At 70.1% G+C, this 20,028-nt stretch carries 16 protein-coding genes and 1 pseudogene; 2 read left to right on the forward strand and 15 right to left on the reverse strand.

The features are described from left to right. Positions 1 to 5 precede the first annotated feature (5 nt). Positions 6 to 491, forward strand: coding sequence for a calcium-binding protein (locus tag LX88_RS25525; protein WP_258950343.1), 486 nt, complete (start codon positions 6 to 8; stop codon positions 489 to 491). Here LX88_RS25525 and LX88_RS25530 read toward each other — a convergent pair. The 3 genes and pseudogenes from LX88_RS25530 to LX88_RS43865 form a co-directional block, all read right to left on the reverse strand. Beyond that, the gene (locus LX88_RS25530; protein WP_258950344.1) at positions 478 to 3,387 is read right to left on the reverse strand and encodes an AfsR/SARP family transcriptional regulator; all 2,910 of its coding nucleotides are present in this window, start codon (positions 3,385 to 3,387) and stop codon (positions 478 to 480) included. The genes LX88_RS25525 and LX88_RS25530 overlap by 14 nt on opposite strands. A gap of 3 nt (positions 3,388 to 3,390) precedes the next feature. Continuing rightward, positions 3,391 to 6,117, reverse strand: coding sequence for an ATP-binding protein (locus tag LX88_RS25535; protein WP_258950345.1), 2,727 nt, complete (start codon positions 6,115 to 6,117; stop codon positions 3,391 to 3,393). A 169-nt stretch (positions 6,118 to 6,286) separates the two neighbouring features. Beyond that, a pseudogene (locus LX88_RS43865) lies at positions 6,287 to 6,490 on the reverse strand (AfsR/SARP family transcriptional regulator); the annotation flags it as partial. A 96-nt stretch (positions 6,491 to 6,586) separates the two neighbouring features. On the opposite strand from LX88_RS43865, the gene LX88_RS25545 reads away from it, so the two are divergent. Next, positions 6,587 to 7,099: an RICIN domain-containing protein gene (locus tag LX88_RS25545; RefSeq protein ID WP_258950346.1), complete on the forward strand. Its 513-nt coding sequence runs from the start codon at positions 6,587 to 6,589 to the stop codon at positions 7,097 to 7,099. Positions 7,100 to 7,153: 54 nt separating this feature from the next. Here the strand turns inward: LX88_RS25545 and metK are convergent, their stop codons facing one another. The 12 genes from metK to pyrR all read right to left on the reverse strand — a co-directional run bounded on the left by metK (position 7,154) and on the right by pyrR (position 19,931). Continuing rightward, positions 7,154 to 8,356 carry a methionine adenosyltransferase gene (gene metK / locus LX88_RS25550; RefSeq protein WP_170176491.1) on the reverse strand — a complete coding sequence of 401 codons (1,203 nt, stop codon included), beginning with the start codon at positions 8,354 to 8,356 and terminating at the stop codon, positions 7,154 to 7,156. 39 nt (positions 8,357 to 8,395) lie between these two features. Next, positions 8,396 to 9,649 (reverse strand): bifunctional phosphopantothenoylcysteine decarboxylase/phosphopantothenate--cysteine ligase CoaBC, encoded by a 1,254-nt coding sequence (gene coaBC / locus LX88_RS25555; RefSeq protein ID WP_258950347.1) that lies wholly within the window; start codon positions 9,647 to 9,649, stop codon positions 8,396 to 8,398. A gap of 307 nt (positions 9,650 to 9,956) precedes the next feature. Then, complete coding sequence (gene rpoZ / locus LX88_RS25560) at positions 9,957 to 10,241, reverse strand: DNA-directed RNA polymerase subunit omega (RefSeq protein ID WP_051771754.1); 285 nt, start codon at positions 10,239 to 10,241, stop codon at positions 9,957 to 9,959. Positions 10,242 to 10,244: 3 nt separating this feature from the next. Further along, entirely contained in the window at positions 10,245 to 10,841 is a 597-nt protein-coding gene (gene gmk / locus LX88_RS25565) for a guanylate kinase (protein ID WP_258950348.1), read from the reverse strand. Beyond that, entirely contained in the window at positions 10,838 to 11,155 is a 318-nt protein-coding gene (gene mihF, locus LX88_RS25570) for an integration host factor, actinobacterial type (protein ID WP_030481817.1), read from the reverse strand. The genes gmk and mihF overlap by 4 nt, the downstream gene beginning before the upstream one ends. Positions 11,156 to 11,447: 292 nt before the next feature. Continuing rightward, positions 11,448 to 12,260 (reverse strand): orotidine-5'-phosphate decarboxylase, encoded by an 813-nt coding sequence (gene pyrF / locus LX88_RS25575; RefSeq protein WP_258950349.1) that lies wholly within the window; start codon positions 12,258 to 12,260, stop codon positions 11,448 to 11,450. Beyond that, positions 12,257 to 15,559, reverse strand: coding sequence for a carbamoyl-phosphate synthase large subunit (gene carB / locus LX88_RS25580; RefSeq protein ID WP_258950350.1), 3,303 nt, complete (start codon positions 15,557 to 15,559; stop codon positions 12,257 to 12,259). The genes pyrF and carB overlap by 4 nt, the downstream gene beginning before the upstream one ends. After that, positions 15,559 to 16,671, reverse strand: coding sequence for a glutamine-hydrolyzing carbamoyl-phosphate synthase small subunit (gene carA, locus LX88_RS25585; protein WP_258950351.1), 1,113 nt, complete (start codon positions 16,669 to 16,671; stop codon positions 15,559 to 15,561). The genes carB and carA overlap by 1 nt, the downstream gene beginning before the upstream one ends. Next, on the reverse strand, positions 16,668 to 17,156 hold the full coding sequence (locus tag LX88_RS25590) for a PH-like domain-containing protein (protein WP_258950352.1): 489 nt from the start codon (positions 17,154 to 17,156) through the stop codon (positions 16,668 to 16,670). Before LX88_RS25590 ends, carA begins: the two co-directional genes overlap by 4 nt. Then, positions 17,153 to 18,433 (reverse strand): dihydroorotase, encoded by a 1,281-nt coding sequence (locus LX88_RS25595; RefSeq protein WP_258950353.1) that lies wholly within the window; start codon positions 18,431 to 18,433, stop codon positions 17,153 to 17,155. Before LX88_RS25595 ends, LX88_RS25590 begins: the two co-directional genes overlap by 4 nt. Beyond that, the gene (locus LX88_RS25600) at positions 18,430 to 19,362 is read right to left on the reverse strand and encodes an aspartate carbamoyltransferase catalytic subunit (RefSeq protein WP_258950354.1); all 933 of its coding nucleotides are present in this window, start codon (positions 19,360 to 19,362) and stop codon (positions 18,430 to 18,432) included. The genes LX88_RS25595 and LX88_RS25600 overlap by 4 nt, the downstream gene beginning before the upstream one ends. After that, positions 19,359 to 19,931: a bifunctional pyr operon transcriptional regulator/uracil phosphoribosyltransferase PyrR gene (gene pyrR / locus LX88_RS25605; RefSeq protein WP_089912344.1), complete on the reverse strand. Its 573-nt coding sequence runs from the start codon at positions 19,929 to 19,931 to the stop codon at positions 19,359 to 19,361. Before pyrR ends, LX88_RS25600 begins: the two co-directional genes overlap by 4 nt. Positions 19,932 to 20,028 lie beyond the last annotated feature (97 nt).

Genomic DNA, 20,028 nt, shown 5'->3' on the forward strand with positions numbered 1-20,028 from the left:
CGACCATGAGACTGCGCATCGCCGCCGCCGCGCTCGCCATCGGACTGTGCACCGCCGGTGTCGCCCAGGCGGATGACGTCCCACCGGAGTTCCAGAACAGACCTGGACCGGGGGCTTGCTACAACGCCGTGCCCACGATCGTCGGCGCCGGCTTCATCGTCGGCGGCCCCGGCCCGGACGTGATCGTCGGCAGCAACGGGCCGGACACCATCTTGGGCCTGGGCGACAACGACATCATCCTCGGACTCGGTGCCGGCGACACGATCCTCGGTGGCGAGGGCAACGACCTCGTCTGCGCCGGCTGGGGTCCCGACGACGTCCAGGGCGGCGCCGGCCACGACACCGTCTACGGCGAGGCCGGTGACGACGACATGCTCGGCGGCGACGGGATGGACCTGCTGTCCGGGGACCTGAACTTCGACCGCGGCGACGGCCAGCTCGGCTTCGACTTCTGCCCGCCGTCCACGGAGGTCCCCGTCAGCTGCGTGTGACCGCTTGCCGCAGCAGGATCTCCGTGGCGGCGTCGGGTCCCACCCCGAGCTGCCGCAACGAGTCGAGCACGCGCGCACGTGTCTTCGAAGTCCTTTGTGGATTGCGTGCGCGCAGTGCCGCGGCGAGCGCGAGCCGGTGCCCGCGCGGTGCGAACGGCTCCAGCGCCAACGCCCGTTCCGCGAGGTCGCAGGCCTCGGCCGGATCTCCCGTGACGAGCCTGAGTTCGCCCAGCGCCAACAGGTTGTGCACGTGTCGCGCGGTGATCTGGGCGATCTCGGACTCGCACAGGTCGATCAGGTCCGGAAGAGGTTCGCCTCGCCACAGCGCCACGGCCTCGGTGGAGTTCAGCTCCTGGAACGACCACAGGTCCACCGTCAGCCGGTCGCTCCGGACGAGACGGATCGTCTCGCTGTCGCTGCGCAGGTGGTAGCTGGCCTCGCCTCCGGCGCGGCCGGGTTCGAGCAGCCGTCTGAGGTGGGTCATCGTCACGCGCAGGTTGCGCGCGGCGCTCGAGGGGTCGAGTCCGGGCCACAGCAGGTCGATCGCCTGGTCCCTGGAGATCGAGGTGCGCAGCACGAGAAGGCCGAGGAGCTGGCGGACACGGGCCCTGCGCAGTTCGGGTGCGTCCGCGGCGAGGCCGTTCCTCGTCACGCGCATCGGCCCGATGACCTCGATGCCGATCGGGTGCTCCGGCGGCGTGGGCACGGTGGTGAGCAGCTTGGCGGCACCCGCGGCGAGGTCCGGGTCTCGGGTGAGCTCGCGGAGTTTCTGGTGCACGGCGGCATGATCGGCCAGCCAGGCGCCCAGCTTCGTCCTGCCCGTCACGGCCAGGCGCACGGCCAGTTCGACCGACCACGGCAACGGGAGGAAGCACAGCGCGTGTGCTTCCGGCAGGTCCAGCTGGAGATCGCCTTGTCTGGCTCGCACGAACACACGCCCCGCCGCACGCGCCTTCTGGTGCGACGGGCCCAGGTCTGTGTTGTCCCAACGCTCTCTCAGCTCGTCGCTCAGCACGTACCCCAGCGTCAGGAACCGGCGCAGGTGGCGTTCAGCGACCTTGACGTCCACGGGCCACTTCGTCAGGTGCCGCTTGTAGACGTCGCGGGCCAGTTCCTCGTCTCCCCGTGTGACGGCCACCGCCGCCTGCGCCGCGCAGGCCAGGACCGCGTCACGCGGGTTGTCCTTCTCAGCGGGATCACCGCAGGGCAGTTCGGTGGAGGTCTCGCCGAACGACGCGGCGATGACCGTGCGGAAGGCCTGGGCCACGAACTCGTCGCGTGCCGTGCCGCCGGCACCGGCGGTCTGGATCTCGCCGACCTCACCGTCGAACCAGCGCGCCACCGTGGCGTGGCGGCGGGCGAGGTCGTCGTCCAGCACCTGTTCGGCCAGCTCGGCCGCGTCCCGGCCACGACCGCACATCGACAGGCAGTGCACGTGGAACCGCGTGGTGGACACGGCGAGTGCCGGGGGCACTTCGCTCACGGGCGCCTGGGCGAGGTGGACGAGCGCCTCCTCCGGGTCGCCGGCCAGCTCGGCGAGCACCGCGGCGACGCTGTGCCGCAACAGCCGCAGCACGGGTGATCCCGCGGTGTCGAGCGTCCCTGCCCGCTGCGCGACCACGACCAGGCGGACCAGGTCTCCCCTGGAGTGCGCGGTGATCACCGCCTGGCCGAGCGCCACCGCGGCCCCGTCCTGGTCTCCCGCGGCGAGCATCTTCTGCCAGGCGTCGTCGACCAGCTCGTCGATGGACCGATCGGCGAAATCGCGGGCATGCGCCGCCGCGGCCCGCAGCAACAGGAACGCGGGACCGTCCGCCCTGTCCGCGGGCAGGGCGGACAGCCATCGGTCGGCGGTCACGCGAGGCAGCACGGACAGCGTCGTCCGCACGAGGTCGACGGCGAGCCGCGCGAGCAATCCCCAGTCCTGCGCCCGGCAGGCCACGCTCCCGGCCCTGGCCAGATCACCACGAGCGCACAACACCTCCACGGCTCGCGTCCTCAGCGCCTCCATCGGCACCATGCGCGCCACCGGATCGGCCCACAGGTCGTGTGCCCGGTACCGCCCGTCGTCGAGCAGGTCGACCAGCGGAACCCACCGGACGAGGCCTTCCACCGGCACGGTCTTCCCGACCACCGCGGCGAGTTCGCCGGCTGTCGCGCTGCCGAGCGTCACCAACGCCGCCAGCGTCAGCCGCACCGGCCCCGGCAGCCGGCTGAGCACTTCCTCCCTCGCGTACCGCCACGACGCGGCGGGACCGGCCGTGAGGGACAACCGCACCAACGCGGGCCACCCGCGCAGGTCCTCGGGAGGCTCACGCCCGAACCGTCCTGCCAGCGCGGCCGTCTCGGCCTCGGTGAAGGCCAGCTCGGCGGAATCGATGCCGGCCACCTCGCCGGCCGCTTCCCTGCGGGCCAGCCGGCAGCTCGGCACGCGCCGCCCCGACAGCACGAGATGCGCGGTGCCCGGCAACGCCCGGACGACCGAACCGAGAAGCTCCGCGCCCGGCGAGTCCTCCGGGACTTCGTGCACGTCGTCGAGCAGAAGGCACACGTCGAGCGGTGCGTGCCGGATCAACGCGTCCACGACGTCCCGCACGCCGAGCACACCTGGACGGGCACGGACGGCGAGAGCGTCGAGGATCGACCTCGCGAGCCTGTCCGCGTCCTCGTGGGCGGCCTCGCAGCTCACCCAGGCGTCGATCCCGCGCGGCTCCAGCAGGTTCGCCCGCACTGCCTGAGCGAGCGCGGTCGTCTTGCCGAAGCCCGGCCCCGCCACGACGAGCGTGACCGGCAGGGCCCACCGGCCACGCAACCGGTCGACCAGCCGCAATCGCGGCAGCTCGACGTCAAGCGGCCGCGGCACCCCGTGCAGCGGCAGGATCGTGTTGTCCCCCACGCACTACGGAGTCGTCCGGCATCGCGGAGATACCGGGGGCGCGCCCGGTGAACGGAGCCGTTCGCGCACACGGGCCACGAGGGGTCGCGCACCGAGACCCTCGAAGATCGCGAGCGCCTCGGCCAGATCGCCGGGATCGTCACTCTCGACGAGGGCGACGGCACACCAGTAGTCGCACCCGGCCTGCCGCCACGTCTTGGCGGCCTCGCGCCATCGGCCTGCCGCCAGCAACGCATGGGGATGACCGGAGTCGTCCGCCGGCACCGGACGGCCCGCGACGCGCAGCCAGTAGGCCAGTTCCGCGGCCAGCGCCCGCACGCCGAGCCGGCACGCTTGCGCGTGCAGGGGTTCGAGGACCGCGAGCACGATCTCGTCGCCGCGCAGCCACGCCGCCTCGGCACGAGCCACGGCGGCCGGGCCGATGTTCTGCAGTTCCCCGGTCAGTTGCGCGAGTTCCCAGGCCTCGGCGAGTGCCTCCACCGCGCCGGGCAGACCGCGCCGCACCCGCAGCCTGCCCAGTGCGATGAGGGCGCGGCACAGGGTCGGAGGGTTGGCGGGCGGCCGCACTCCGGCAACCAGTTCCGCGTCCGCCGTCGCCTGGTCCCAGTCGCCGGCCTCCACCTCGACCGTCGCCCGGATCGTGTACATGCGGTACAGGTACCGGAGCTCCTCCGCGTCGTCCGCCATCTCGATCGCCGTCGCGACACATCCCTTGGCCTCGTCGAGGCGGAACTCCCCGAGAAGGATCTCGACGACGTTGACGGTGAACCTGCAGAAATCACTCACCGAGCCGGACGCCAGCGTCACCTGCCTGGCTTCCGCCAGCGTGCTCCACGCCTCCGCCAGGCGCAGGTCGGCCTGCGCGGTTCCGACGCTCGTCAACGCGTGGGAGAGGATTTCCTGATCGCCGGCGGCACGGGCGAGTGCGACGGCGCGCTCACCCAGCACGAGACTCTCCTCGGTGCGGTGGACGATCGACCACAGAGCGCTCTGGTGGGTCAGTGCACGGGCGAGCACCCTGTCGTCACCCGCGCTCTCCAGCAGTGCTGAGGCCTCGTCCGCGGTGCTGTGGGCGAGCTCGGACATGCCTGCCTGCCAGCAGATCCGTGACAACCACACCAGGTCGGCACCGAGCGCGCGGGCATCACCGAGGCCGCGCCGCAGTGCGACCGCCTCCCGCTGCGCCTCCACGGCCGGGCCCATGTCGCCGATGACGCTGTTCTCGATCGCGTAGCGGCCGAGCAGGCCGGCTCGCCGCTCCGGGTCGAGCAGTTCTCGCTGCCGCAGCACCAGGCGCAGGTGTGCCGCCGCCTCCCGGTGTGAGCCTGCCCTGCTCGCGGCCTCAGCGGCCCTGGGGCCGTAGCGCACGATCGCGCCGGTGTCACCAGCCTCGGCCGCGTGGTGCACGACGCGAGCCAGGTCCGCGTCGCCGCCTGCCACGAGCGCGGCGAGGACGCGGCGGTTCAGCTCGACCCTCCTGGCCACCGGCAACGCGTCCACGACGGTGCGCCGGATGAGCTCGTGCCGGAACCCGGTGCGGTCCGGTGCCACGGTGAGCAACCCGTGCCGTTCCGCGGCCACCACGGCGGCGACCTCTTGCGGCAGCAGCACTTCGAGCAGCCACTGCTCGACAGCGGACGGAACGACCGCGAGCTGCGCCAAGGCCTCCTGGCCGGCGTCGTCCAGCCGGTGCAGCCGGGCGAGCACCGCGTCGGCGACCGTCGGCGGGACGCGGCCGAGGTGTCCCGCCGCGAGGATCTCGGTGACGAAGAACGGGTTTCCCCCTGTGACGGCATGCACCTCGCGCGCGTCGAGCCCGCTCGACGTGACCAGCCGTTCGACCGCCGCGGCCGACAGCGGCGCCAACTCGAACCGCCGCACCCGCGCCGCCGCGGCCACCTGCCCGAGCAGGCGCTGCGGCAACGGCCCGGCGGCACGGTAGGTCAGCACCAGCAGCACGGGCAGCGACGCCACCCGTCTGACCAAGAAGGACAGTGCGTCCACGGTGGCCTCGTCCGCCCAGTGCACGTCCTCGATGACGAGAACGGCCGGCTGCGTCAGCTCGGCGCGCAGCACCTCGAACACCTCGTCCCGGTCCCCCGCGTCACGCAGCCGTGAACCGAAGACGTCACGGAACGGGCCGAGTGTGCGTGGCGTGGCCAGGTCGTCGCACCACCCGACGAGGAACCGGGCCTGTCGCGGCGCCGTCCACCGCACCGCGTCCGCCAGTGCCGACTTGCCGGCGCCGGGCTCGCCGGACAGCAGCACCACCGAGCCCGTCCCCGCGACCGCCTCCCGAGCGGCGACGGCCAGTTCGGAGAGCTCGTGCTCGCGCTCGAGCAGAACGCCCGCCCGCGACATGAGCCCGGCTCCCGGCACGTCGAGTGCGGTGTCCTGGCGGAGAACGGCGGCCTCCAGCTCCCGCAGGGCCGGGTTCGGGTCGATCCCCAGTTCTTCGCCGAGCGTGTGCCTCAAGCGCTGATAGGCCGCGAGCGCCTCGGACTGACGTCCGCAGCGGTACAGCGCGAGCATCAGCTGTCCGTGCGCGTGCTCGTCGAACGGCTGCTCCCGGATGCGCCACTCCAGCTCCGGCACCAGCATCGCGTGCTCGCCGAGCACCAGCCGCACCTCGGTGAGCGCGTCCGCCGCGGCGGTCCTGAGCGCGGCGATGCGCTCGGTCTGCTCGTCCAGCCACGCGTGCCCCTGCCACGTCCACCAGTGGCCTGTCACGCCAGTACGCGAGCGCCTCCCGCAGGTGCGCCGCGCGAGCGGCCGGGTCGGCCTCGCACTTGCCCTGTTCCAACAACCGCTGGACCGCAAGGAGATCCGTGTCGGCGTCGAGCACATACCCCGGCGCACGCACCACGATCGCCGCACGGTCGCCGAGCACGCCACGCAGATAGGACACGTGGTGCTGAAGCGTGTTCGCGGCCGTCCGGGGCGCGTGGTCGCCCCAGACCACCTCGCCCAGCCGATCGGTGCTCACGATCTCGCCTGCGCGCAGCGCGAGAACGGCGAGCACCGCCTTGCGGCGAAGGCCTCGCACCTCCCTCGGCACGCCGTCCACCGTCACGTCGACCGGTCCCAGAATCCGCACCTGCACACCAGGTAGTCGTCCGGCGACCCGGTGATGTCAGCCGGGAACGCCGTTTCCGTCAGATTTCCGTGCCGCGCCAGGCCCGGCGGCCATGGTTCGGCCATGAACATTCGCAGAAAGACGCTCGTCGTGCTGGCGGCGCTCGGGCTGGCGCTCACCGCGAGCGGTGGGGTCGCGAACGCCGCCGGGGTCTTCAAACCCATCAAGAACACCTGGAGCGGCCTGTGCCTGCAGCCCGAGGGCGGCAGCACGTCCGACGCACGGATCGTGCAGATGCCCTGTGTTCCCGGCAGCGCCGTCCAGAACTGGCACTTCGACAAGATCTCCGGCAGCAACCACCAGATCATCAACGAGGCCAGCGGCCGCTGCTTCTACATGAACGGCCCGGTCAGACGCGGGTCGGAGGTCGCCCAGGTGGCGTGCCTGCCGCGGGTCAGCAACCACGTGTGGAAGACCGTCCCGAATCCGCCGAGCATCGCCGAGATCGAGTCGATGGCGGGCGGCGACCACAACCTGTGCCTCGACGTTCCGGGTGCCGAGACCACCGCCGGGCTGGTCATGCAGACCTGGGACTGCAACAACACTCCCGCGCAGCGCTTCGTCATCGGCTTCTGACAGCGGAACGGCCCGCCTCCCCGGAGGGAAGCGGGCCGTTCCGGCGAACGGCGATCAGGCGCCGGCGGCGTTGCGCAGGGCCTCGGCGCGGTCCGTCGACTCCCAGGGGAGGTCGACGTCGGTGCGGCCGAAGTGGCCGTACGCGGCGGTCGGGGCGTAGATCGGGCGGAGCAGGTCGAGGTCGCGGATGATCGCGGCGGGCCTGAGGTCGAAGACCTCGGTGATGGCCTGCTGGATCTTCTGCGGGTCGACGGTCTCGGTGCCGAAGGTCTCGACGAACAGGCCCACGGGGGCCGCCTTGCCGATGGCGTAGGCGACCTGGACCTCGACGCGGGTGGCGAGGCCGGCGGCGACGGTGTTCTTCGCCACCCAGCGCATGGCGTAGGCGGCGGAGCGGTCGACCTTCGACGGGTCCTTGCCGGAGAAGGCGCCGCCGCCGTGGCGGGCCATGCCGCCGTAGGTGTCGACGATGATCTTGCGGCCGGTGAGGCCCGCGTCGCCCATCGGGCCGCCGATGACGAAGCGGCCGGTCGGGTTCGTCAGCAGGCGGACGTCCGTGGTGTCGAGGGTGAGCTCGGCGATCTCGGGGGCCACCACGTGCTCGCGCAGGTCGACGCCGAGGAGCTTCTCGAGGTCGATGCCGTCCGCGTGCTGGGTGGAGATGACGACGGTGTCGAGGCGCACGGGCTGGTCGCCCGCGTACTCGATGGTGACCTGCGTCTTGCCGTCCGGGCGCAGGTACGGGACGGTGCCGTCCTTGCGGACCGCGGTCAGGCGGCGGGACAGGCGGTGGGCCAGCGCGATCGGCAGCGGCATGAGCTCGGGCGTGTCGGTGCACGCGTAGCCGAACATCAGGCCCTGGTCACCCGCACCCTGCTTGTCGATCTCGTCGTCGGCGCCTTCGACGCGGTTCTCGAAGGCGGTGTCGACGCCCTGCGCGATGTCCGGGGACTGCGCGCCGATGGCGACGTTCACGCCGCACGAGTGGCCGTCGAAGCCCTTCGCGGAGGAGTCGTAGCCGATCTCCAGGATCTTCTCGCGGACGATCGTGGGGATGTCCGCGTACGCCTCGGTGGTGACCTCACCCGCGACGTGGACCTGGCCCGTGGTGACCATCGTCTCCACGGCGACGCGGGAGCGCGGGTCCTTGGCCAGCAACGCGTCCAGGATCGAGTCGCTGATCGCGTCGCAGATCTTGTCCGGGTGTCCCTCGGTCACCGACTCACTGGTGAACAGCCTGCTGCTGTGCTGGCTCACGGACACTCCTTAGGTGCGGGGTTGGGCCGAAGGAAAATTCTACTGAGAGGTAGTCAAGCCAGCGCTAACCGCGTCCCACACCGCGGACGCCACTTGCGTCTTGGGCCCGTGGGGTATAGGGGTCTCGGCGCCGTCCGGGGACAGCAGCCAGCCCGCGTTGTCGTCCTGCTCGAACGCCTTGCCGTCGCCGACCGCGTTCAGCACCAGGAGGTCGCAGCCCTTGCGCCGCAGCTTCGCCCGCCCGTAGTCGAGCACCGACGTCGTCTCGTCGCCGGTCTCCGCCGCGAACCCGACGATCAGCTGGCCCGTCCTACGTGCGGAAACGAGCTCCACGAGGATGTCGGGGTTCTTCGTCAGCGTGATCGGGTCGGGGTCGCCGTCGGTCTTCTTGATCTTGTGGCCGGTGAGCGACGACGGCCGGAAGTCGGCCACCGCGGCGGCCATCACGACCACGTCCGCGTCCGCCGACACCTTGTGCATGACGTCGCGCAGTTCCACCGCGGAGCCGACGCGGACGAGGTCGACACCCGCCGGGGTGGCCAGGTCCGCGGTGTTGCCCGCGACCAAAGTCACTCGGGCACCGCGTTGCGCCGCGACGCGGGCGAGCGCATACCCCTGCTTGCCGGACGAGCGGTTGCCGATGAACCGCACCGGGTCGAGTGGTTCCCGCGTGCCACCGGCGGAGATCGCGACGTGCACACCTTCGAGTGTCCGCCGCAGGGCGTCGGGCCGCACCAGCAGCAGCCGGGCGAGTTCGACGATCTCGGCGGGGTCGGGCAGGCGGCCCTTGCCCGTGTCCTTGCCCGTCAGCCGGCCGGAAGCCGGTTCGGCGACGACGACACCGCGCGAGCGCAGCAACGCCACGTTGTGCTGGGTGGCCGGGTGCTCCCACATCTCGGTGTGCATCGCGGGCACCAGCAGGACCGGGCAGCGCGCGGTCAGCAGGGTGTTCGTCAGGAGGTCGTCGGCGAGGCCGTGCGCGGCCTTCGCGATCAGGTTCGCCGTCGCCGGGGCGACCACGACGAGGTCGGCGTTCTGCCCGAGCTTGACGTGCGGCACCTCATGCACGTCGTCGAACGGGTCGGCGGACACGACCTGGCCGGACAGCGCCTCGAACGTCGCCGCGCCCACGAACTTCAGCGCACCCTCGGTGGGAACGACCCGCACGGAGTGCCCGGACTCGGTGAGCCTCCGCAGCACCTCACAGGCCTTGTACGCGGCGATGCCCCCACCAACCCCGAGAACGATCCGGGGTGTGACGGGGGCATCAACGTCAGATGCGGCGGAAGTCAACAGCTCTCCTGTCAAGGGCCGACCGCGAGGCCACCCTCGCGAGAACCACTCCCGCCGAGTCCAAGAAAGAAGACCCGCTGGGTCCGGGGAACGAAGCCCCCGCTTTGGGACTAGGAGCCAAGTCCCCGGCCTTGAGGTCGAGGGCAAAGCCCTCAACCTTGGGGCCTAGGGGCGAAGCCTCTGGCCTTGGGGGTCCGGGGGCGAAGCCCTCCGGCTGGGGTGTGGGGGCTCGGCCCCCACAAGACACTCGAAGGCGATCCGGTCTGCGCTTTCCGCAGACAGACCTCTCCCAGAGCCTTCGACCCTTCTACGCTTCGCTGCCCTCGGTGTGCTCGAGGAGACCGGCGTGGATCTCCCTGAGCGCGATCGAGAGGGGCTTCTCACGCGGGCCCGGCTCGACGAGCGGGCCGACGTACTCGAGCAGGCCCTCGCCGAGCTGCGCGTAGTAGTCGTTGATCTGGCGGGCACGCTTCGCTGCGTAGATCACCAACGCGTACTTCGAGCTCACCTGCTCAAGCAGGTCGTCGATCGGCGGGTTGGTGATGCCCTCCGGAGAACCGGTCAGGTGACCGAGCTCGGTGTGGGTGATCACTCGTCAATCTCCTGAAATTCGTGGTCCGACCATCAAGGATAGCAAGTCGGCAGCGGCCGACTGCACGTCGGCGTTCACGACGACCTCGTCGAACTCCTTTTCGGCCGCCAGCTCCTCGCGGGCGATGGCCAGCCGGCGTTCGACGACGTCCGGGTGTTCGGTGCCTCTGCCGGTCAACCGGTCGACCAGGTGCTCCCAGGACGGGGGCGCCAGCATGACCAGCTGTGCGTCCGGCATGGCCACGCGAACCTGCCTCGCGCCCTGGAGTTCGATCTCCAGGAGCGCGGGGCGGCCCGCGGCCAAAGCTTCTTCGACGGGCCTGCGAGGGGTTCCGTAGTGGTTTCCGGCGAACTCGGCGTGTTCGAGGAACTCGCCCGCCTCGACCATCTGCTGGAACTTCTCGTGGTCGACGAAGTGGTAGTGCACTCCGTCGACTTCGCCCGGCCTCGGCTTCCTGGTGGTCGCCGAGACGGAAAAGTAGACATCGGGCTGCTGCCTGCGCAGCTCCGCCAGAACGCTGGACTTGCCAACGCCGGACGGCCCGGACAAGACGGTGAGGCGGGAACGGGCAGAGCCCGTTCCCGCCTCGGTGCCAATCACTCTCCGCTGAACTCGGAGAGCAGGGCCTTGCGCTGGCGGTCACCGAGACCGCGCAGGCGACGGCTGGGAGCAATCTCGAGGCGCTCCATGATCTGCTGCGCGCGCACCTTGCCGACGCCCGGGAGGGCCTCGAGGAGCGCGGACACCTTCATCTTGCCAAGGATCTCATCGCTCTCGGCGGACTTCAGCACGTCCGTCAGGGTCGTGCCGCCACGCTTGAGGCGCTCCTTGAGCTCAGCCCGAACGCGACGTGCGGCAGCAGCCTTCTCCAGCGCTGCGGCCCGCTGCTCCTCGGTAAGCTGGGGAAGAGCCACGATTTCCTCCGTGGTGTGGATTCTTTTCGGATCGGTGCCGCGACCGTACAGACCGCAATTGCCTGAGTACAACGTGACCCAGTCAAGAAATCTTCAGCGGCCATGATTGCGGCGGGTGGTAGTAGTACCAAACACCCTCCGGCGGCCTGATCACTGCCCTCCGGCAACTCGTCGCCCACCCGAGGTGTGCTATGAGGCCGGTGACCAGCGGGGCAGCCGGTGGCGTGACCCTACCAACACATGTTTGCCCTGGTGAGCGCGCCACACCTCAAATGACGTGGCGCGCCCCTCCTCAGAGGCTCTGCTGGACCCTCTGCACCGCGCTGACCAGCGAAGACACGTCGGGACCGTGCTTGAGAACATCTCGTGAAGAAGTCGGAAAGACGTTGCGCATGTCGGGTCCGAAGAGCCGTTTTAGATCAGCCACGGACCCACCCTGAGCGCCGAAACCGGGGGCCAGGATCGGTCCGTTGAACCGGCTGAGGTCTACATCCGTTTCCCCGATCGTGGCGCCCACGACGAGACCGACATCGCCGCACGGGGAAATGCCTGAATTCCGAGCCGCGGCGAAATCGATGATCGTCTGCGCCACGGTTCGCCCGTCCGGAGCAACGACCCGCTGGACCTGCGCACCCTCCGGGTTCGACGTGAGGGCGAGCACGAACACGCCCCTGCCGGTCGCCCGCGCCGTGTCGAGGGCGGGCTGCAGCGACCCGAAGCCGAGGAACGGTGAGAGCGTGACCGCGTCACCGGCCAGCGGCGAGCCGTCGCCCAGGTACGCCTGGGCGTAGGCGGCCATGGTCGAGCCGATGTCGCCGCGCTTGGCGTCCACGAGCACCAGCGTGCCCGAGTCGCGCAGCTCCGCGATCACCCTCTCCAGCACGGCGACGCCCCGCGACCCGTAGGCCTCGAAGAACGCCGCCTGCGGCTTCACCACGGACACCTTGCCGCCGAACGCCTCCACGGCCGTCAGCGCGAACCGTTCGAGGCCCTCGGCGGTCCTGGAGAGGCCCCAGGCGTCCAGCAGGCTCGGGTGCGGGTCGATCCCGACGCACAGAGGTCCGTGCGCCGCAACGGCTTTCGCGAGTTTCTCGCCGAAGGTCACGCGTCACCCCGCAGGGTGGCCTGGAGGGCCTGCAGCGGCTGGACCCCGATGTCACCCTGGATGAGCGCCTCGATGCCGTGCACGGCCGCGGCAGCGCCCTGGATCGTGGTGACGCACGGAATGTCCTTCGCCACGGCGGCGGTGCGGATCTCGTAGCCGTCGATGCGCGGACCGCTGTTGCCGTAGGGCGTGTTGAAGATCATGTCGATCTCGCCGGCCATGATCATGTCGACGACGTTGCCCTCGCCCTCGAAGTGCTTGCGCACCTCGGTGCACGGGATCCCGTTGCGCTTCAGCACCTCCGCGGTGCCCGTGGTCGCGAGGACCTGGAACCCGAGGTCCGCGAGGCGCTTCACCGGGAAGATCATCGCGCGCTTGTCGCGGTTCGCGAACGACACGAACACCTTGCCGGACGTGGGGAGCGAGCCGTACGAGGCCGTCTGCGACTTCGCGAACGCCTTGCCGAACGACGAGTCGATGCCCATGACCTCGCCGGTGGACTTCATCTCCGGGCCCAGCAACGAGTCGACGCCGTGGCCCTCGGGGGTGCGGAAGCGGTGGAACTGCATGACCGCCTCCTTCACCGCGACGGGCGCGTGCTCGGGCAGCCGGGCACCGTCACCGGTGGCCGGCAGGAGGCCCTCCACGCGCAGTTCCGCGATCGTGGCGCCGAGCATGACCCGCGACGCCGCCTTGGCCATCGAGACAGCGGTCGCTTTGGACACGAACGGCACCGTGCGCGACGCACGCGGGTTTGCCTCCAGGACGTACAGGACGTCGTCCTTGAGCGCGTACTGGACGTTCAGGAGCCCCTTCACGCCGATGCCGCGCGCGATGGCCTCGGTGGAGCGGCGGACGTTCTCGATGTCCGAGGCGCCCAGGGTGATGGGCGGCAGCGCGCACGACGAGTCGCCGGAGTGGATGCCGGCTTCCTCGATGTGCTCCATCACGCCGCCGATGAACACCTCGTCGCCGTCGCACAGCGCGTCGACGTCGATCTCGATGGCGTCGTCGAGGAACCGGTCGACCAGCACCGGGTGCTCGGGCGTCACCTCGGTCGCGCGGGCGATGTAGCCCGACAGCGACTCCTCGTCGTACACGATCTCCATGCCGCGCCCACCGAGCACGTAGGACGGTCGCACGAGGACCGGGTAACCGATCTCGTCCGCGATCTCCTTGGCCTCGTCGAACGACGTGGCCGTGCCGAACTTCGGCGCGGGCAGACCGGCCTGGTTGAGCACCTTGCCGAACTGGCCGCGGTCCTCGGCGAGGTGGATCGCCTCGGGCGTCGTGCCCACGATCGGCACACCCGCGTCGGCCAGGCGCTGCGCCAGACCCAGCGGCGTCTGGCCGCCGAGCTGGACGATCACGCCCGCGACGGTGCCGGAGCGTTGCTCGGAGTGCACGACCTCCAGCACGTCCTCGAACGTCAGCGGCTCGAAGTACAGGCGGTCCGAGGTGTCGTAGTCCGTCGACACCGTCTCCGGGTTGCAGTTGACCATCACGGTCTCGTACCCGGCCGCCCGCAACGCCATGGCCGCGTGCACGCACGAGTAGTCGAACTCGATGCCCTGGCCGATGCGGTTGGGCCCGGAGCCCAGGATCAGCACCTTGGGCTTCTCCCGCTGTTCCGCGACCTCGGTCTCGGCGTTCGGGTCCAGCTCGTACGCGGAGTAGTGGTACGGCGTCTCGGACTTGAACTCCGCCGCGCACGTGTCGACCGTCTTGTAGACCGGACGCACGCCCAGGCGGTGCCGCAACGTGCGCACGCCGTCCTCGCCGGCCAGCTCGGACCGCAGCGCGGCGATCTGCCGGTCGGAGAGCCCAGCGCGCTTCGCCTTGCGCAGCAACGGTTCGTCGAGGACGGGAGCGTCCAGCAACTCTTGCCGCAGCGTGCCGAGCCAGGCGATCTGCTCGATGAACCACGGGTCGATCTTCGACGCGTTGTACACGTCCTCAATGGACGCACCGAGTCGAAGAGCACGCTCGACCGTGTAGAGGCGCCCGTCGTGGCCGCGCTCCAACTGCTTCAGGGTGGACTCCAGAGTAGAGCCCTCCGGGTCCGGCTGGGTCCAGAAACCGACCGATTTCGTTTCCAGCGAACGCAGCGCCTTGCCCAGCGCCTCCACGAAGTTCCGGCCGATCGACATGGCCTCGCCGACCGACTTCATCGTGGTCGTCAGCGTGGGGTCCGCGCCGGGGAACTTCTCGAAGGCGAACCGCGGCGCCTTCACGACCACGTAGTCGAGCGACGGCTCGAACGACGCCGGGGTCTCCCCCGTGATGTCGTTGGTGATCTCGTCGAGCGTGTAGCCGATCGCGAGCTTCGCGGCGATCTTGGCGATCGGGAAGCCCGTCGCCTTGGACGCCAGTGCGGAGGACCGCGAGACGCGCGGGTTCATCTCGATGACGACCATGCGGCCGGTGTCCGGGTGGATCGCGAACTGGATGTTGCAGCCGCCGGTGTCGACGCCGACCTCGCGGATGACCTGGATGCCGACGTCGCGCATGTGCTGGTACTCGCGGTCGGTCAGCGTCATCGCGGGCGCGACCGTCACCGAGTCACCGGTGTGCACGCCCATCGGGTCGATGTTCTCGATCGAGCAGATGACGACGACGTTGTCGTTGCGGTCGCGCATCAGCTCGAGCTCGTACTCCTTCCACCCGAGCACGCTCTCCTCGATGAGCACCTCGGTGACCGGGGACTCCTCCAGGCCGATCGCCGCGAGGCGCTCCAGCTCCTCCGCCGTGTACGCCATGCCGGAACCCAGGCCGCCCATGGTGAACGAGGGCCGGATCACGACCGGCAGGCCGAGGTCGGCGACGGTCTTGCGCACCTCGTCCATCGACTTGCAGACGGCGGAGCGCGGGACCTCGGAACCGATGCCCCGCACCAGGTCCTTGAAGATCTGCCGGTCCTCGCCGCGCTGGATCGCGTCGATGTCCGCGCCGATCAGCTCGACGTTGTACTTCTCCAGCACGCCACGCTCGTGCAGCGCGATGGCCGTGTTCAGAGCGGTCTGGCCGCCCAGCGTCGCCAGGATCGCGTCCGGGCGCTCCTGCGCGATGACCTTCTCCACGAACTCGGCCGTGATCGGCTCGATGTAGGTGGCGTCGGCGAACTCCGGGTCCGTCATGATCGTGGCCGGGTTCGAGTTGACCAGGCTGACCCGGATGCCCTCTTCGCGCAGCACGCGGCAGGCCTGGGTACCGGAGTAGTCGAACTCGCACGCCTGACCGATGACGATCGGACCGGAGCCGATCACCAGGATGTGCTTGAGATCAGTCCTCTTCGGCATCAGCGGGCCTCATTCATCAGCGTCACGAACTCGTCGAACAGGGGCGCGGCGTCGTGGGGACCGGCCGCGGCCTCGGGGTGGTACTGCACGGAGAACGCCGGCGCGTCGAGCAGCCGGACGCCCTCGACGGTGCCGTCGTTCGGGCAGTAGTGCGACAGCACGGCGCGGCCGAACTCGGAGGAGAACTCCTCGCCCGGCGTGCCTTCCAGCGCGAACCCGTGGTTCTGCGAGGTGATGGCGACCTTGCCCGTGGTCACGTCGATGACCGGGATGTTGATGCCGCGGTGGCCGTAGCGCATCTTGTACGTCCCGCGGCCGACCGCGCGGCCCAGGATCTGGTTGCCGAAGCAGATGCCGAACAGCGGCAGCTTGCGGCCCAGCGCCTCCTTCGTCAGCGCGATGGCGTGGTCCTGCGTGGCCGGGTCGCCCGGGCCGTTGCTCAGGAACAGGCCGTCCGGGCTGACCTTGAGGATGTCCTCGAAGGAGCTCGTCAGCGGCAGCACGTGCACCTCGATGCCGCGTGCCGCCATCATCCGCGGGGTGTTCGACTTGATGCCCAGGTCGAGCGCCGCGACGGTGAACTTCTTCTCGCCGATGGCGTCGACGACGTACGGCTTGTCCGTGGTGACGTCGACCGCGAGGTTCGCGCCGACCATCTGCGCGGAGGCCTTGACCTGCTCGACCATCGACGCGTCGTCGGTGAGGTCGGATCCGGAGAACACGCCGGCGCGCATGGCGCCCTGCTCGCGGATGTGGCGGGTCAGGGTGCGGGTGTCGAGGCCCGCGATGCCGACGACGCCCTGGTCGGCCAGTTCCTCGTCGAGGCCGCGCCGGGACCGCCAGTTCGACGGCGTGCGCGCGGGGTCGCGGACCACGTACCCGGCGACCCAGATCTTCGAGGACTCGTCGTCCTCGTCGTTCCAGCCGGTGTTGCCGATCTGCGGTGCGGTCTGCACCACGATCTGGCGGTGGTAGGAGGGGTCGGTCAGGGTTTCCTGGTACCCGGTCATGGCCGTGGAGAACACGACCTCGCCGAGCGAGACGCCGGTCGCTCCGTACGCCTCACCGCGGAAGACACGTCCGTCTTCCAGCACCAATGCCGCGTTCGTCACGCCTTGCCTCCCACGAGTGCTGCAACCCATTCTTCGTAAACGTCTTTGTCGTCACCGCGAAAACCAGTGTCGAACAGGTGGCCATCGTTTTCCCACTGGACCACCAACAAGCCCTCTTCGCTGAACATGACCTTCCCGGCGAGGCCTCGGTCCGTGCGGGCGTCCCGGATGGACTCGGCGGGGATGAACAACGCCGACGCGCCGACGCGTTCGATCGCGATGCCTTCCGGCACCAGGCTCAGCGTGGCCTCGGCGCGGTGGCCGATGTCACCGACCTGGATGCGGTCCTGCCAGTTGCCCGCGTTCGTCGTGCCGAGGTAGACGCCCGTGGTCGCGAGCTTCGGCGCGCCCAGCGCGGCCGGCGTCGAGGGGAACGCCGGCAGGCCGGCCTGCTTGCGCTGGCGCCGCTTCCAGCCGTGCCACATGCCGTAGACGCACAGGGCGAAGAAGACGAAGACCGCCAGGGACAGGAGGATCCGGGTCATTCCGCAATCCTCCCCGCCACCGCGGTCACCCGGCCACGCAAGATGGTGGCCGTCACCGCCGCGGGCAGTTCCATGCCCTCGAACGGGGTGTTGCCCGCGATGCTCGCGAACTGCGCGCCGTGCACCGTCCACGACGCGTCCGGGTCGACCAGCACGAGGTTCGCGGGCTCGCCGACGGCGATCGGACGGCCCTGGTCGGTCAGGCCGGCGATCTCGGCGGGCTTCTCGCTCATCACCCGTGCGACGCCGCGCCAGTCGAGCAGGCCGGTCTTCACCATCGTCTCGACGACGACGCCCAGCGCGGTCTGCAGGCCGAGCATGCCCGGACGGGCCGCCGACCACTCGCAGTCCTTGTCCTGCACCGCGTGCGGAGCATGGTCCGTGGCGACGCAGTCGATCGTGCCGTCCGCCAGGGCCTGCCGCAGCGCGCCGACGTCGGCCTGCGTGCGCAGCGGCGGGTTGACCTTGTTGACCGGGTCGTAGGTGCTGAGCCGGTCGTCGGTCAGGATGAGGTGGTGCGGGGTGACCTCGGCGCTGACCTCGGTGCCGCGCGCCTTGGCCCACTTCAGGACGTCCGCCGTGCCGGTGGTGCTGACGTGGCAGACGTGCAGCCTCGCGCCGACCTGCTTCGCGAGGATGCAGTCACGGGCGACGATGGACTCCTCGGCCGCCGCCGGCCAGCCCTGCAGGCCGAGCCTGGACGCGTTCTCGCCCTCGTGCGCCTGGGCGCCGACCGTGAGGCGCGGTTCCTCGGCGTGCTGGGCGATGACGGCGCCCAGTGACTTCGAGTACTCCAGCGCGCGGCGCATGATCAGCGGGTCGTGCACGCAGTGACCGTCGTCGGAGAAGACGCGGACGTTCGCCTTGGACTTCGCCATCGTGCCGAGCTCGGCGAGCTTCTCGCCCTTGAGGCCGACGGTGACGGCGCCGACCGGGTGGACGTCGACGAGGCCGACCTCCTGACCGCGGCGGGCGACGTGCTCGACGATGACCGCGTTGTCGGCGACCGGGTCGGTGTTGGCCATGGCGAAGACGGCGGTGTATCCACCGAGCGCGGCTGCCTTGGAGCCGGTCTCGATGGTCTCGGTGTCCTCGCGGCCCGGCTCACGCAGGTGGGTGTGCAGGTCGACGAAACCGGGCAGCAGAACCGCGCCGTTGCCTTCGATGATTTCTGCGTTCTCGTCCGTGCCTTCGGCGATCACACCGTCACGGATGAGGATGTCCTGCGGTGCCCCCTCGCCGTAGGGCCGTACTCCCTTGAGAAGCAAGGGTTTCACGCGGTTTCCTCCTCGTGGGCAAGCAGGTGGTACAGCACGGCCATGCGCACGTGGACACCGTTGCGGACCTGCTCGGTGATGGCGGCCTGCGGGCTGTCGGCGACGACGGAGGCGATCTCCATGCCGCGCAGCATCGGGCCGGGGTGCAGCACGACGGCGTGCTCTGGCAGCAGCTTCAGGCGGCGCTCGTTGAGGCCGTACGCGATCGAGTACTCGCGCGAGCTCGGGAAGAACCCGCCGGTCATCCGCTCGGCCTGCACGCGCAGCAACATCACGGCGTCCTGCGAGGCGAGCTCGGAGTCGATCTCGTGCGAGACCGTGACCGGCCACTTCTCGACGCCGGTGGGCAGCAGGGTCGGCGGGGCGACCAGCGTGACCTCGGCACCGAGCGTGGTCAGCAGGTGCACGTTCGACCGGGCGACCCGGCTGTGCAGGACGTCGCCGACGATCGCGACGCGGCGGCCCTCGAGGCTGCCGAGGCGGTCGCGCAGCGTGGCGGCGTCGAGCAACGCCTGCGTGGGGTGCTCGTGCATGCCGTCGCCGGCGTTCACCACGGACGTGCTGGTGTGCTTGAGCCAGCCCGCGAGCCGGTGTGCCGCACCGGATGCCGGGTGCCGCACGATCACGCAGTCGGCGCCCGCGGCCTGCAGGGTCAGCGCGGTGTCGCGCAGCGACTCGCCCTTGCTGACGCTGGAACCGGAGCTGCTGACGTTGATCACGTCGGCGGACATCCACTTGCCGGCGATCTCGAAGCTGACACGGGTGCGGGTGCTGTTCTCGTAGAACATCGTGATCACCGTGCGGCCGCGCAGCGTCGGCAGCTTGCGGACCTCGCGGCCGAGCAGCGCCTGCTTCAGCCGGTCCGCGGTGTCGAGGATCGCGATCGCCTGGTCGCGGTCGAGGCCGTCGGTGGAGAGCAGGTGCTTCACTTCAGCACCACTCCGTCGCGACCGTCGAACTCCTCGAGCATCACGACGACGTCCTCGGTCTTGGACGTCGGCAGGTTCTTGCCCACGTAGTCCGCGCGGATCGGCAGCTCGCGGTGACCGCGGTCGACCAGCACGGCGAGCTGGACGGCGCGGGGCCGGCCGTGGTCGCGCAGGGCGTCGAGGGCGGAGCGGATGGTGCGGCCGGAGAACAACACGTCGTCCACGAGCACGACCAGCTTGTCGTCGATGCCGCCCTCGGGCAGCTTCGTCGCTTCCAGCGGCCGGGTGGGGCCTCGGCGCAGGTCGTCGCGGTAGAGGGTGATGTCGAGCGTGCCCTCGTGCACCGTCCGGCCGGAAAATTCGGCGATCTTAGCGGCTAGACGTCGTGCGAGGGGGGCTCCACGGCTGGGAATACCCATCAAGACGACGTCGGGTGCGCTGGGTGCATCGAGAGCGGTCTTCTCGATGATCTGATGGGCCATTCGGGCGACGGTGCGCGCGACGTCACCGGCCGAAAGAATCTCGCGATCCCCGGCCGGATCCGTCGCGCCACGTTGACGTGACGCCACGGCTGGACCTCCTTCCCCGCCTCACTGGACGGGTCCTTAAAGGACGTCGGACACCTAGTGACAACTAGGCTGACCTGCACGGTATCACCTACGGACG

Source organism: Lentzea californiensis, from assembly GCF_024648825.1.
GTDB classification, from domain to species: domain Bacteria; phylum Actinomycetota; class Actinomycetes; order Mycobacteriales; family Pseudonocardiaceae; genus Lentzea; species Lentzea californiensis.